The organism is Congzhengia minquanensis (assembly GCF_014384785.1).
Taxonomy (GTDB): Bacteria; Bacillota; Clostridia; order UBA1381; family UBA9506; genus Congzhengia; species Congzhengia minquanensis.
The window spans coordinates 288,280-302,499 of record NZ_JACRSU010000001.1; the positions used below are offsets into that span (position 1 = coordinate 288,280).

The window sequence follows — 14,220 nt, forward strand, 5'->3', positions numbered from 1 at the left end:
ATCACGTCCTTATTTTTTATTGACTTTTATAAATTTTTCTAAGATAATATTTATTATAGAGATATTTCACCTATTTTTCTATGTATAATATTATCTATTTTTTACAAAATCTTATTTTGGACGGTGAATGCTTTGACTCTTTTTCATTTGATTGAAGTCGGATATTATGTATCGAAACAGTTTTTTAAATGCGAAACTACGCCGCTGCGTCCGGTCGACTGTTTTGATTTGGAATTCTACACCACAGAAAACGGTTTTAGTTTTATAAACGGCGTTGCTTATCCCCACCGTATAGGAAACATTCTTTTGGCCGCTCCCGGTTCAAACAGATACAGCAAAAAAAGCTTTGAATGCTATTTCATTAAATTTATGCCGACATTTCCTACCGATGAAATTGAAGCGCTAAGTCTTGCTCCATTGGTATATAAGGCATTCAATTATCAGTGGTTTTCCGGGCTTTTTTCGGAATGTGTGCAGGAATTTTCTTACCACTCTGCCGGATGGGAAACAATGATTTCCGGGAAGCTGACCCAAATTCTGGCCGGAATACTGCGAGAGCAAAAACTATATACCGGCGGATCGCTTAAGGTTTACGCCGACAACATTTATGCCGCAGAGGAATTTATGAAAAAGCATCTGAAAGAAGAACTGACTTTGGCGGATATAGCAAGGTCCGCAGCGCTAAGCCCCAGTTTTTTTCACAAAACTTTTAAAGAACTTACCGGTCAAACCCCCTGGCGCTTTTTACAAATTGAACGTTTAAAATTGGCCCGCCATCTCGTACTGAACAGCAGGCTTTCCTTAGATAAAATTGCAGATTTATGCGGATTTTGCAGCCGTCAGTATTTTGACACTGTCTTTAAAAAGGAATTTCACCAAACACCAGCCTGCCTCAGAAAATCTGTTAAGCGAATTATTTAAACCGAGATATAAGAGGCTGGCAATACGAATGTTAAGGTAATTGAGTCTTCTTAAAAGAACAGAGAAGGCCGCCGGCGTTTGCCGGCGACCTGATTGGCAGAAAACCATTATTCTGAAACTATTATTTCTTTGCACACAATCTGCGGAATACAGTTCTCAAAACCGTCCCAAACAAATACCTTCACTTTGGTAACCGTTTTGTCCATCTGCACGCTGCTTGTTTCAACATACTGCGCCTCGGACACACTTTTTGAGCTGACGCCTAAAAGTTCTTGTCCGTTATACAGCGCAATCATTGCCGTGCCGGACACCGGCGCACCGAAATAAACCTTTGCCATATAGTTATTTAAATCATCTTTTTCAACTGAATCTGCCGTAGGTTTAAAGCTGACGTAATCCACAAAATACTTTACAACTGTAGTATAGTCCTGATGTTCACAGCAAGCAACCTGAATTTCCAGCGGATAGGTGCCGGCTTCAATCCAGACGCTTTTGGAATATTCCATCATATTACACCATTGTTTTGTCCAGTTTGCCGCGCCCTCCGTGCCTGTAAATCTGTCCTGCACATTCACTCCGATTTGCTGGTCTTCTTTGTTGCCGCCAATTTTATTGCCGCCAAGATGCAAAGATATTTCGCTGACAGAGCTGCTCCATTTGGTTGTAACAAATGATAAATCATAATACCGGCTTTCAGGAAACGTTACCAGCGTTTGAATCGGTTTCAGTTCCGTTGTTGCTTCTTCACCAGCTACGGTTACAGCATCCTTCCCAATCCATTTACCGCCGCTTGCGCCGGTAATCTCTACCGGAAATTGCGACGTCATATTTTCTGCTTCAATTATAGTTCCCTCAGATGCAATAATCGTTCCTTTGGTCGGAACAAATTTAATGTAATCGGCAAAAAACTTGTATGCCGGCATGTTGCCGCCTGATTTAATCACTTCCGCCTTCAGGCTATTCTCTCCCGCGTTGAGATAGCAAACAGAAGAACCTTTAAACAGCATCATGCCCATATATTGCCAAGGGTAAATCCGTTTTTTCGTTCCATCTCCATTATCCTGGTATTGGGAGAGATCCTCTATTTGCGTGTTGTTTTTTATATTGTCACCAACTAACACATCATTTACGGTAAGTGACACTTGACTCAAGTCCGTTGTGTTTGCTCCAGCATTGCCAAGTGCGTAATAAACTTCATAATACCCAGCCTTTGGTGCAGTAAATGTAAAGGTTGCACTCGGGTCTGTTTGAGTTCCGGTATGCCCCCAAAATGACTCCCCGCTGGCATATTTTGTCGACATGTCGCCCGGATTTGCCGGACTTGTTACCTTTTGCACGTTATCAAGTTGAGCTGCTTCCGCCAGAGTTTCAAACTCAAGCTGAAAAGTGCCTTCAGGCCCCGTCTGCTCCTCAGCAGCACGGCTTGCCGGCGTAATTGCGCTCAACAGCAATGTAACACTAAAAAATACCGCAAAAAAATTTTTCATAAAACCTACCTCTCTTCTTCGTTAATCATTTGATAAACTATCCCCATAGTTTATTAACAACATTATATCCGAAACAGTTTCAGATAACCATAATATTTTAGTGCAAAACAGATAAAAAAACATAAAAAAATTGTTTTTGAAAATGAAAATATGATATAATAAAAACAATAAATGAATGCTATTAAATCAACAGGAGGTGGTAATGCCATGGCGATTGTTTATTTTAATGAGTGTTCTAACGGCATTTTTTATTCCCGCGTTGCGCTCCAAGAGTCGTATCTGTTACCGGATGTGCACTGCCATGCCAATTATGAAGTTTTTTTTCTTATTTCCGGCAATATTCTTTATTTTACAGATTACGGAATTGTTCTCCTTTCCCCCGGCGATTTTGCGTTAATTCCTCCCTTTGTTAAACATCAAACCTATCATTTCACCGGCAACACTGAACGAATTATTCTTTCGTTTTTTCCCACCCATATTAAAAATATGGACAAACAGATGTTAACCTGTTTTCAAACTCCGCACATTAAAGACGGCTGGAGTTTGTTCCCCCTTTTAGAGGAAATCGGAAAAGAATATAAACGAGATGAACCGTTGTCACTCTGTGCGGTTGAAGTTTTAACAAGTCTTTTGCTCATTCATCTTTCCAGGATTACTGCCGGCAGTCCCGTTCCAGAATCCAACCCGCTGATGGAGCAGGTGAAAATAGACATTACCGAGCACTACATGCTGGATATTTCCCTTGATGATTTGGCATTAAAATATAACATGAGCAAAAGCCATTTTTCAAAGAAGTTTAAAAGCTACGCAGGGGTGGGGTTTCACGAATTTTTAACCCTGGTTAGAATTCAAAATGCAGAACGGCTGCTTGTTACCACTTCTGAGTCGGTTACCGAAGTCGCATCATTGTGCGGGTTTAACGACAGCAGCCACTTTACCCAGACCTTTAAAAAATTAAAAGGAATGACACCGGGAGAATATAAGAAAAAGAACAGAATTTAACCAGTTTGCTACAAATTTTACATAAATTTTACATAAATCTATTTTAAACTTAACGAGAATATAATAAAATGGATGTAAAGTATTTGTTTACGGAGGAAAAAATGAGTATTTTTTCAGTATTTACACTATTAGGTGGTCTTGCAATTTTTCTGTTTGGAATGAATGTAATGGGCGAGGGCTTGGAAAAGCGCTCAGGCGACCGGTTAAAGTCAATTTTAGAGCACTTAACCTCCAGCCCCATTAAGGGCCTGCTATTAGGCGTAGGCGTTACGGCCATCATTCAAAGCTCCTCCGCCACCACGGTTATGGTGGTAGGGTTTGTAAACTCCGGCATTATGAAGCTCTCACAGTCCATCGGCGTAATCATGGGCGCAAACATTGGTACTACGGTGACTTCGTGGCTGCTGAGCCTTTCCGGAATTCAGGGGGACAATTTTTTTCTTCAGCTGGTAAAGCCTTCGTCCTTTGCGCCGATTTTAGCGTTCATTGGCATTATTTTTGCTATGTTTTCAAAGTCTGACAACACAAAAGCCACCGGCTCAATTTTTCTTGGCTTTGCGGTGCTGATGACCGGCATGGATATGATGTCTGCCGCAGTAAAGCCCCTTGCCGAAAATCCTGATTTTGCAAACATACTGCTTCTGTTCTCAAACCCTATTTTAGGCATTTTAACCGGCGCACTGCTCACGGCTATTATTCAAAGCTCCTCTGCGTCTGTGGGAATTCTGCAAGCCCTTTCTGTTACAGGCAGTATTACATATGCCAATGCCGTTCCCATTATCTTAGGGCAGAACATTGGCACCACGGTAACAGCTCTGCTCTCTTCCATCGGCACCAACAAAAACGCCAGAAGAACGGCTGTGGTTCATCTGTGCTTTAACTTAATTGGCGCGCTTGTCTTTTTAATTTTGTTTTACACCTTAAAAGCCACAATTGGATTTCCGTTTATTAACGATTCCATTAATGCGGCAGGAATTGCAGCGGTGCACACCATTTTTAACTTAACGTCTACGCTGATTTTGTTCCCCTTTACAAAATGGCTGGAGAAACTGGCGTATTTTATTATTAAAGAAGATGGCCCCAACGGAAAAGAAGAGAAAATTTCTCTGTTGGACGAGCGTTTGCTTGCTACCCCCTCGGTTGCCATAGCCCGTGCAAAGGACGTGACCGATCACATGGCGGTGCTCTCCCGGGACAGCCTGTTTTTGGCTATGTCGCTCATAAAGGATTTCAGCAGTGAAAAGGCGGCCATTATTCGGGAAAATGAGGAGATTGTGGACAAATATGAGGACAAGCTAGGCACCTATCTGGTAAAGCTAAGCCGCGAAAGCTTGTCGTTGGATGACAGCCATGAAATATCGAACCTGCTCCACTCAATCGGCGATTTTGAGCGCATGAGCGACCATGCTGTAAATTTAGCTGAGGTGGCAGAGGAAATATTTACCAAAAAAATCACGTTCTCCGCAGATGGTATGAAAGAAATTCAGGTTATCTCCCGTGCAGTGACAGAGATTTTAACACTGACCACCGATGCGTTTATGAAAGAGGACTTAGAGCTTGCAAAACAGGTTGAGCCATTAGAACAACTGATTGACCGGCTGAAAAACAAAATGAAAAACAGGCACATTCAGCGGGTGCGCAAAAACGAGTGTTCCATTGAAACCGGGTTTGTGTTCTCCGACCTATTAACCAACTACGAGCGGGTGGCAGACCACTGCTCCAACGTTGCGGTCTGCTTAATTGAGGTTGCCAACGACAGCTTTGAAACCCACGAATATCTCTCCAACGTTAAGGGAAGCGGCGGCAACGATTTTGCACAGCGGTATGAGGCTTATAAACAAAAGTATGTAATTTAATTCAAGCGAAAGGCGGTTTATTGGTATGCAGGATATTTTTTGCGTTGAGGACGACGCCGATATTAAAGAACTGATTGAATATACGTTAAGCTCCTCCGGGTTCCGGGTAACGGGGTTTGACAGCGCAGCCGCCTTTTGGGAAGGAATGAAAACCAAAACTCCCTCGCTGGTGCTGTTAGACATAATGTTGCCCGACGAGGATGGAATGCAGATTTTAAAAAAGCTGAAAGCGAGCGGAGAAACAGCTTCCATTCCTACCATTATGCTCACAGCAAAATCCGGTCAGATTGACAAGATTAAGGCCTTAGACGGCGGTGCGGACGACTATGTTACCAAGCCCTTTGATATTCCCGAGCTGATTTCGCGGATTAACGCAGTGCTCCGCCGCAGCGCAAAAAAGACCACCGCCGGGGTATTAAAGTTAGGAAACATTACAGTGGACAGCAACTCCCGCCGGGTAACGGTGGGTGAAAACGAAGTTACCCTTACATTCAAAGAGTTTGAGCTGCTTTCCCAGCTTATTCGTAACAAGGGACTTGTAATGACTCGTGACAAGCTGATGGTCAGTGTTTGGGGCACGGATTTTAAGGGCGAGTCGAGAACGGTGGACGTGCACATTCGTACCCTGCGGCAAAAGCTGGGCGCGGCAGGAAGCTGCATTGAAACCGTGCGGAACGTGGGCTATAAGGTGGACTGACATGTTTCAGAAAATTTATCGCAGCATGTGTCTGCTCACCATTTTAACCCTTTCCCTTGCCATTGTTTTTATGCTGTCAGCGTTTTATGTCTGCCTGACCCAGCAGGTGAAATCTGAGCTTGTAACAGAAACCAGGCTGATTTATGAACTTGCCGACACAGGCGGCGATTTAAGCGGGCATACCTTTGAAAATCAGTTTGCTGTTTTTTCCGCCGGCGGACAAAAAGTTTATGGCTCCGATCTGCCCATTTCCGCTGAAAAGATACGCGCAAACATATTGCACGGCAATAACGACTTTTCTGTTTATTCAACATTCCATTTAGAGAACTTTTCAAAAACTTATTATTGTATGACATACCTTTCTGACGGAAATGTACTTTGCGTTGCCTCCACGCGTCACAACCTGCCTGCACTGTTCGGCGGAATTTTGTTTGTGGCGGTTTTGGCCGCGGTGTTCATTTCCATTGTGGCCGCTAACGTTGCGCGGGCCATTACCAACAACATCATTGCACCGTTTCGCGAAGCCGCGCTGATGAACTTTGCCGATACGGACAGTATGTATGAGGAGATTAAGCCCCTCATTGCAAAACTCACCAACCAGGACACGGAAATTAAGCGTCAAAGCGACAAGGCAAAGTCGCAGAAACTGCAGCTGCAAACCGTTACCTCCAACATGAATGAAGGGCTGGTAATCTTAGACAGCACCGGCAATATTCTTGCCATGAACCGCTGCGCACAGGAGATTTTAAATGCGGACGAACGAGATGTAAAATATAAACCCTTTTTGTCCATTCCAAACAGCGGACAGTTTGAGCAGCACCTAAAAGAGGCCTCACAGGGCAAAAACAACGACGTGCTGTTTGAAGCCAGCGGCAAAACATATCAAATGTTTTTCACGCCGGTTTTTGAGCAAAATATTGTCTGCGGCATGGTTATTTTGATGTTCGACGTAAGTGAAAAGCATCGGTCGGAGCAAATACGCCGGGAGTTTTCGGCCAACGTGTCCCACGAATTGAAAACGCCTTTAACCACCATTTTCGGCTATTCCCAAATCATTACCAACGGCATTGCCAAGCCGGAGGACGTGAAAGGCTTTGCCGCAAAAATTGAAAAGGAAAGTGCGCGGCTGATAACGCTAATCGACGATATTATTGCTCTCTCTAACTTAGAGGAAAACGGCCCGGCAGCGCAAAAGGAAAACGTTTCGCTAAAAGCCGTGGCCGCCGAGGTGTTAGAGTCGCTTGAGGCACAGGCCGCAAAACGAGACATTTTACTTACGCTTGCCGGCGGCGATACCCAGGTGGTTGCCAACCGCAGGCAGATGCACGAGCTGATTTTTAACCTGTGTGACAATGCTTTAAAGTATAACAAGGACGGCGGCTCGGTTACGGTTACGCTTTCCAATAACATGCTGTGCGTAGCTGACACGGGCATTGGAATTCCGCCCGACAGCATTGACCGCCTGTTTGAACGGTTTTACCGGGTAGACAAGAGTCACTCGAAAAAAGTGAACGGAACGGGGCTGGGGCTTTCCATTGTTAAGCACATTGTACAGTCCAGCGGCGCTGAAATCTCTGTAAAAAGCACTCTGGGCGAAGGCTCGACATTTACTGTAGTCTTCCATCAATAAAAGAAACGAACCGCGAAATTTACGCGGTTCGTTTCTTTTATTGAATGATAATTGCGTCTTGATACGCCTTTACGTCCTTTTTGAGCACTTCTTCCGCTTCTGTTTCTGAAAGATACATGGTGCCGCCAAAATTGTGCTTAGAGAACACAAATTCGTTTTTTTCATAAAAAACCTTTGCCGCGCCTGCATCTGCGTCCCAGCTTACTGCGGCGCCAACCGCTTCCGCAAAAGCGCGGAGCGGAATATAGGCGGTTTCATCCTCTGTTACCAACATGGGGACGGTAAGTTCTAACAGCTGATCGCCAAGCTTTACAGCGGTGGTGCTGAAAACCTCTGATACGTCCACCTCTTGAGCGCCGTTTACCGTGAGTATATTTCCGTGTCTGCCCAAAGTGTTAATTTTCTCTGGGAAAGTATATTTTTTCCAGCTCAAGCAGTTGGCTGAAACGAACAAATCGCGTCCGTCTGCGCAGTAGAACACGTTGCCGATTGCGTCCACATACGCCGGGGGCACAGCCTCTGGCTGTAAGAATTCTTCCCCACATACCGACAAAAACAGTCTGCCGTTTTTCATATATGCAGCAAGGGTTCCCAAATTTCCGACGGGCATTTCGGTAAGAGCAGACTTGTTCCAGGTCACAAAATCCTCCGACTCGAAAATTGTTCCTGCATTTACATAAAATTTCCCGTTTGCATAGGACATATCTGTAGCATAACTGTCGAACCGGTGGCTCAGCTTTATGTTAAAGCTTTCATCTAACAGGTACACATCCCGGTAGAACTCGCGCACGTTGTAGTAGGGCGTGCCGTCGTACAGGCAGGATTTGGCAACATACCCGGCCGGTGTGTATAAAAACCGCATTTCGCCCACCCGGCCGTGAAACTGGCGTTTCGTAGTTTCCGTCATGCCTGTGTTTTCAAAAGTTCGACCGTTTTGGGTTTTCAGCAGATTGCCGTCAGTCCATTTTAATGTTTCGTTTCCTGTAAACGATGTGTCCTTTACATTATATAGGCATGAATCGTCATAGGTTTTCACAGGGCTTGGCATGTCGCTGACAACAAAGGCGTTTTCCATACCGCCGTAGTGGTTGGTGGTGAGCACCACGGTGAGTGTAAATTTCGTGTTCACTCCAGCGGGGAGCTTCACACAGGCCAGACAGTCGCTCTCTTTTACAGCCGTTGCCCCCTTGGTAACAGGGTATGGCTGTAAAACGTCCCCATTTTCGTCCCGCAGAATAATTAAATTGTTGGACATGGTGTTAAGCTTATACAAAAAATATTTGTCCTCTTTTCCCTGGTTGTCAATGGTGATGTGATAGTTTTGAAACACGCCGTAATTGCCCAAATTGGGACAGAGGCTTTCGTCAACCGAGCCGGAAAGCGGGAAGTTTGGAACATATTGATTTTTTGTAAAGCCGCAAATTCTGCCGGGATATTGGGTGGTATCTGCATGCTCCGAGTCGAAGCGCCACACGTTGTTCTGCTGGGATACCGGCACATTTTTCCCGTAGTAGCTGCGCTTTTTTGGGTCTTCATAACGAAATTTTAAAAGCGAAGACTCCGCCGCGTTATATTTATTCCACGGGTCGGCCCTGGGGTTTAGGTTGGTGAACCAGTTCGTCACCGTATTGCCTTCATAGGCATATTGATTTACAATTGTCACAGGAAGCTTTGTCCCATCGGTGAACGAGTCGTCAATCACAAAATTGAGGCTTGCGTCCACCTGATTTTTTGCGTCTGCAATTCCCTTGTGCTGATTTTCCCGCACATAGGAGCCGAAGGCCGCGTCCTTTACGAAATTGCTCCTGTCTGAAAGTACGCCGGTAGACCGCAGAGCCGCAATATTCACATCTGCCATACCAGACACAATTTCAAAGTCTGCCATCATGTGCACCACGCGGCAGAAGGGCACCTCGCGGTAGTTGGGAATGAACCTGCTCAGCCACACCGCTTCACCCTTTTTCACCGTAACCGTGGTTTCGTGAAAGGGCACAGGCTGGTAGCTTTTGCCTGAGTCCAGCTGTGAAACGGGCGTTTTTAAATAGCTTGCCCATGCTGTGAAGCACCCTAAGTCCTCCTCTGCGGTATATGCGTTTCCGTTTAAATAATATTTTCTTTGCTCCGGCACCTCAAACCCAACTGATGTAAGGCGAAGCTCTGTGTCCTCCTTAGCGCGGACAAGCACGTCCACCTCAATGTCGAATCCCTGTGTGCCAAATCCTGTTCCGTTTGCTTTTGGCAATTCCGTTCTGTTCACTAAAGAAATGAACATGGCATATTGGTCAGGGCCCAAATTTTCATTATTCATTAAAAACTTTGGATTTGGGTTAGAGTTATCCGCCAGATTTTCACGCCGAATCCATTCCGGGTTGTTGCAGTAAATATATTTTCCATTCTCATTGGCGGCAAACTCTAAGACAGGAGCGTCTGCGCCCGGTTCTTCCGCGCCGGCGGAAAGGGATGGAAACAAGAACAAAACTGCAAGGAAAAGTGCCGTTATTTTTTTCATGAAATACTCCTTATCTGCCGAAGAATTTTTGTTCAAAGGAGGCAACGCGTGCCTCCTGCGCCTCTGCCAAAGCGTTTATATTTTCACCGCACACCAGCCCTAAAATTGCGGTTCCCGCCGCCTGGCAAAGCCGGTTGTGAACCGGGAAATAGTTTTGCAGGAGGAACTGGGCATATTTCACCAGCCGAAACGGACCATAAACCCTTGTGCTTTCACCGGGCAGGTGCTCTGCTGCAACGCTGTAGCCCGACGCAACTGCACCTAACACGTCGCCGTTTTGAACAAATGCAATGGTAGACGCATTTTTAAAATGCGTCCGTGCGTCTAAAACCGAGTGGCTGTCGGTTGAGCCGACCACCGGAACCTCTGTTCCCTCTGCCCGCAGCTCGCTGTAAAGCGCGGTTTGCAGGTTGTTGTCCTCCGGCCCGCAGCCGCCCAGCACTTCATAGGCGTCACAGAGGCCGTTTTTTAAAATTGCTCTCGTCATTTTTGTTTCCGTGTGATAGTGGTGAGAAACCTGCCAGTAGGGGTGGGGATAAATAGCAAACCCGCCGCTTTTTTTAATTTCCCGGTAAAGCCAAACTCGGTTTAAATATTCGCGTCTGTCCAAGCCCTTTGGCACTTCCACTTCTTCCGCCAGTGCCTGGGCCTCTTTTTCCACCCGCTGGGGATCGTTTAAATAGATATCGTTCACGCTGTAGGTTCCGCCAACGTTCACCATGTGGAAATAGCCCGCATAGCCGTTGTGCACCTCTTCGCCCATGAATATTTGAAAATCTGTTTGAAACTGAAACTTTTCTATTGCATTTTTTGCCGTGCCGAAAACGTTGTGGTCGGTTATGGCAATGAAGTCATAGCCTGCGGCGCGGTATTCGGCCGCAACCATTTCAGGCGTTTCCTTCCCATCGGATCTCGACGTGTGAATATGCAAATCGCCCCTCAGCGCCCGCCGGCCGAACAGGTCGGACTTTAATGAATAGACGGAGAGGTATACGCCCTGCTCCGGGGCTTTCATCAAGCTGTCCCAATAGGGGCGGTAGGGTTCATAAAGCGGGTTTAAATGCGGCCCATATCCGGCTGTAGAAATGTGGATTTTCCACTCCTGCTCGCCCGAAAAGAAATAGCGCAGTTTTAAAATGCCGTGTTCCGGCCTGGCCTGAACGGATTTTCTGTTCAGGTCGAACCCACGCAGCGACATGGCCTGATCCATGGGGACGTCGCTTTCCTCCATGGGAATAAACTCCACGTCGTAGGTCACGTCGTCGAAAAACTGGAAACAGCCGTCTTGGCTCGTAATTTGAATTTCGCTTTCGCAGTCCGCCTGCACCACCGATGGCGCAACGGTGAATTTAACAAGCTCCGGTTTCATTTTCACATACCTCCCTGTTGTTTTTATTTAATCGTTCAATCTATTCCTCAAAGGTTATGGTGTGAGCTGCCGTGTAAGTTTCACCAGCCGGCAGGGGGATAATTCCCTCTTTGTTGGCAAAATCGAAATCTGCGTCCACCCCGTCGGGAATGCCGCACCAAGGCTCTAAGCAGATATATCGTCCCGTGGGCTTGGTCCACAGCAGGAAAAAGTCGTGCCCTGGAAAGAAAACTGTAACTTTTTTTGCTGAATTTTTATGAACCAGTGTCACTTTTCTTGACTGCAGGCTTTTAAACACCAGCGCATCTACCTTAAAATAGTCATACTTTAAGGGGAACTCCGTGCCGTTTTCCATAACGCGGATAAAACTTTTCTCCAACAGGTTCCCGTCTAAAATGTAGCTGTCTAACGTTTCGTTTTTTTCAAACACCACGCTGTAATTTTCAATGCCGTCCGGGCAGGCATATGCCTCGTGGGCACCTACGCTGAAATACATGGTTTTACCGTTTTCGTTTTCAACCTTGTAGGAAACGGCGAGACTGTTTCCTGTCAGCTCAAAAATTACACGGAAAGCAAAAGAATAGGGATATTCCTTTTTCGTTTCTTCGTCTGAGCAAAACACCAGCTCGGCCTTAGCGTCTTCTGCCGTAACAACGGTAAAGGTTTTATTTTTGATAAAACCGTGCTTGAACATGGTATATTCCCTGCCCTCCAGCACATATTTGTCCTCCTTCAGGCCGCCGCAGATGGGAAACAGAATAGGGGCCCTGCCGCTCCAGACCGCTTCGTCCCCATTCCACAAAAATTCTGTGCCTCCCGCGCCCTTAACGCGCTGGATTTCCGCACCCAGGGTGCTGATGTCCACCGTTAAAAATCCGTTTTTGATTGTTACTTGTTCTGCCATGTGCAAATCCTCCTGTTGTGGTTTGTCATCGTAAAATGTTAAAAACAGTTTAACATAAATTGGTTTTAAAATCAAGTGGTTTGGCGCAGAAGAAAAGCCCGGAGATTTCACTCCGGGCTTTTCTTTCTATTTGATTACTGCTCAATATGCCGTCCTAAAAATCCTGCTGCGGAAAGTGCAAGTTTTTCTTCAATCTCGCCCATTTTCGGAGCCTGCTCGTTTGAAAAGAACACCACCGAGCCAATGGTGTCGCCCTCGGACACAATGGGGGCCACAATGCCCGCGTTATATTTCTCGCTGCCCTCTATAACGGGAACGGTTTTGTTTTCCTGTCCCCGGCAGATAAAAGTGGTTTTCTCCTCCATGAGCTTTTCAATGTCGGTGCTTACCTTCTTGTCGGAAAGCTCGCGCTTGGGCACGCCGGAAACGGCAATAACGCTGTCCATGTCAGTAATGCAGATGGGAAAACCGCTTGTTTTCGCCAACGTTTCCGCATAGTCACCCGCAAACTCGCCAAGCTCTCCCACAGGAGAATATTTTTTAAATATAACTTCGCCGTCCTTGCCCGTGTAGATTTCTAAAGGTGCGCCTTCTCTGATGCGGAGTGTCCTGCGGATTTCTTTCGGAATAACTACGCGTCCCAAGTCGTCTATTCTTCTGACTATTCCCGTCGCTTTCATATTTTAAAAATCTCCTTTTTGCTTTTTAGTTCACAATAACTATTGTTAGTAAAAAAGGAGTTTTTATACAATTTAATTTTGGAATTTAGCAGAAAGTTTAAATTTATATACTTTCAATCCACATATGATAAATGTTCACACAACAACTTTCTTTATATGTTTGTGAATATTGAACAAGGAGCCTATCTTTTTCATCTTTTGTTACAATGACATTATTTGAATAAAATGAAACAGCCGGATGATAATCTACAATTCTGCTTCCCTCATCCCAATTGATTCCGTCTTCAGATGTATATAATACGAAAGAATTTATATTTCCTGCTTCTCTGCCATGAAGAATAAATTGGCCATCCAAAATGGCAACTTGTGGGTTTCTTATTTTTTTATCAAGATAACAAACCCCTGTTTTGCACCATGTTTTTCCAAAATCTTTACTGATAGCATAGTCCATTTCTTCTTCGCAGTTTTCATTATATGCATACACAAACAAATTATCATTCATATCAAATTGGATTGTGCCATAAAACCGCCCCTTAGTTGATTCAAAAGGTACAACGCATAATTCATTGAAAGATTTTCCATTATCATTGCTCATGAATATGCGATAAAGATCATTCTCGTTTGCTCCAACAACTTCTCTGTTGCAAAATTCCAACGTGTAAATTGAACCCTTATGGTATCTTGAAGCGTACACTCTTCCCTCAAATTCAGAGAGAGTTTTAGCGTTTTCCCAAGTTTTGCCGCCATCCATAGAACGAATGTAAGTTGGTTTTCCGTACGGGTTACAGCAAACCGAATTTTCCTGCGAGAAAATATTACAAAACGCAACGATGGAACCATCATCACAGGCTACGGCTGTTTCAATAATAGCAGAATATAGTCCATCTAAAAGCACATTTTTTGTATATGGAATTTCGATAAAGTCACCAAAAGTTTCTCCATAATCCTCGGAAAGTCGATATTCCATCCAGCCAAAGCCGGAATGACCATCGCACCTAATACTTGAAACATTTGAGTTAAAATCTATAATTTTGCCATTCCCTAAATTAAGCATAGGATGTCCCATGTGACCACTTCTGTTTCTCGCTTCGTTATCAATATACAGAATCGGTTCGCTCAGTTTAATATCTTTTACTTTTCCTTTAATTATTTTTTTGTTATTCAT

11 protein-coding genes are annotated in these 14,220 nt (G+C 44.9%); 5 read left to right on the forward strand and 6 right to left on the reverse strand.

Annotation, left to right across the window (positions count from 1 at the left end; translation table 11 throughout):
- The first annotated feature begins 132 nt into the window (after positions 1–132).
- Positions 133–921 carry an AraC family transcriptional regulator gene (locus tag H8698_RS01415; RefSeq protein WP_249310852.1) on the forward strand — a complete coding sequence of 263 codons (789 nt, stop codon included), beginning with the start codon at positions 133–135 and terminating at the stop codon, positions 919–921.
- 107 nt (positions 922–1,028) lie between these two features.
- On the opposite strand, the gene H8698_RS01420 is transcribed toward H8698_RS01415, so the two are convergent.
- Positions 1,029–2,408, reverse strand: a complete 1,380-nt coding sequence (locus H8698_RS01420; RefSeq protein ID WP_249310853.1) for a hypothetical protein — start codon at positions 2,406–2,408, stop codon at positions 1,029–1,031.
- Between the two features lie 207 nt (positions 2,409–2,615).
- Between H8698_RS01420 and H8698_RS01425 the strand changes: the two genes are divergently transcribed.
- From H8698_RS01425 to H8698_RS01440, 4 genes are all read left to right on the forward strand, one after another.
- Positions 2,616–3,410: a helix-turn-helix transcriptional regulator gene (locus H8698_RS01425; RefSeq protein WP_249310854.1), complete on the forward strand. Its 795-nt coding sequence runs from the start codon at positions 2,616–2,618 to the stop codon at positions 3,408–3,410.
- Positions 3,411–3,511: 101 nt separating this feature from the next.
- Positions 3,512–5,266 (forward strand): Na/Pi cotransporter family protein, encoded by a 1,755-nt coding sequence (locus tag H8698_RS01430; RefSeq protein ID WP_249310855.1) that lies wholly within the window; start codon positions 3,512–3,514, stop codon positions 5,264–5,266.
- A gap of 25 nt (positions 5,267–5,291) precedes the next feature.
- Positions 5,292–5,963 (forward strand): response regulator transcription factor, encoded by a 672-nt coding sequence (locus tag H8698_RS01435; RefSeq protein ID WP_249310856.1) that lies wholly within the window; start codon positions 5,292–5,294, stop codon positions 5,961–5,963.
- A gap of 1 nt (position 5,964) precedes the next feature.
- Positions 5,965–7,593 carry a sensor histidine kinase gene (locus H8698_RS01440; protein WP_249310857.1) on the forward strand — a complete coding sequence of 543 codons (1,629 nt, stop codon included), beginning with the start codon at positions 5,965–5,967 and terminating at the stop codon, positions 7,591–7,593.
- A gap of 37 nt (positions 7,594–7,630) precedes the next feature.
- Here the strand turns inward: H8698_RS01440 and H8698_RS01445 are convergent, their stop codons facing one another.
- The 5 genes from H8698_RS01445 to H8698_RS01465 all read right to left on the reverse strand — a co-directional run bounded on the left by H8698_RS01445 (position 7,631) and on the right by H8698_RS01465 (position 14,220).
- Positions 7,631–10,102 (reverse strand): stalk domain-containing protein, encoded by a 2,472-nt coding sequence (locus H8698_RS01445; protein WP_249310858.1) that lies wholly within the window; start codon positions 10,100–10,102, stop codon positions 7,631–7,633.
- A gap of 10 nt (positions 10,103–10,112) precedes the next feature.
- Positions 10,113–11,471 (reverse strand): PHP domain-containing protein, encoded by a 1,359-nt coding sequence (locus tag H8698_RS01450; protein WP_249310859.1) that lies wholly within the window; start codon positions 11,469–11,471, stop codon positions 10,113–10,115.
- Between the two features lie 40 nt (positions 11,472–11,511).
- Complete coding sequence (locus H8698_RS01455) at positions 11,512–12,375, reverse strand: aldose 1-epimerase family protein (protein WP_249310860.1); 864 nt, start codon at positions 12,373–12,375, stop codon at positions 11,512–11,514.
- Between the two features lie 134 nt (positions 12,376–12,509).
- Complete coding sequence (gene spoVT, locus H8698_RS01460) at positions 12,510–13,055, reverse strand: stage V sporulation protein T (protein ID WP_177679400.1); 546 nt, start codon at positions 13,053–13,055, stop codon at positions 12,510–12,512.
- Between the two features lie 103 nt (positions 13,056–13,158).
- Positions 13,159–14,220: a sialidase family protein gene (locus tag H8698_RS01465; protein WP_249310861.1), complete on the reverse strand. Its 1,062-nt coding sequence runs from the start codon at positions 14,218–14,220 to the stop codon at positions 13,159–13,161.

Coding starts and splice junctions, on each gene's coding strand:
- H8698_RS01420 (WP_249310853.1), bottom strand. CDS start 2,408: ATGAAAAATTTTTTTGCGGTATTTTTTAGTGTTACATTGCTGTTGAGC.
- H8698_RS01425 (WP_249310854.1), top strand. CDS start 2,616: ATGGCGATTGTTTATTTTAATGAGTGTTCTAACGGCATTTTTTATTCC.
- H8698_RS01430 (WP_249310855.1), top strand. CDS start 3,512: ATGAGTATTTTTTCAGTATTTACACTATTAGGTGGTCTTGCAATTTTT.
- H8698_RS01435 (WP_249310856.1), top strand. CDS start 5,292: ATGCAGGATATTTTTTGCGTTGAGGACGACGCCGATATTAAAGAACTG.
- H8698_RS01440 (WP_249310857.1), top strand. CDS start 5,965: ATGTTTCAGAAAATTTATCGCAGCATGTGTCTGCTCACCATTTTAACC.
- H8698_RS01445 (WP_249310858.1), bottom strand. CDS start 10,102: ATGAAAAAAATAACGGCACTTTTCCTTGCAGTTTTGTTCTTGTTTCCA.
- H8698_RS01450 (WP_249310859.1), bottom strand. CDS start 11,471: ATGAAACCGGAGCTTGTTAAATTCACCGTTGCGCCATCGGTGGTGCAG.
- H8698_RS01455 (WP_249310860.1), bottom strand. CDS start 12,375: ATGGCAGAACAAGTAACAATCAAAAACGGATTTTTAACGGTGGACATC.
- spoVT (WP_177679400.1), bottom strand. CDS start 13,055: ATGAAAGCGACGGGAATAGTCAGAAGAATAGACGACTTGGGACGCGTA.
- H8698_RS01465 (WP_249310861.1), bottom strand. CDS start 14,220: ATGAATAACAAAAAAATAATTAAAGGAAAAGTAAAAGATATTAAACTG.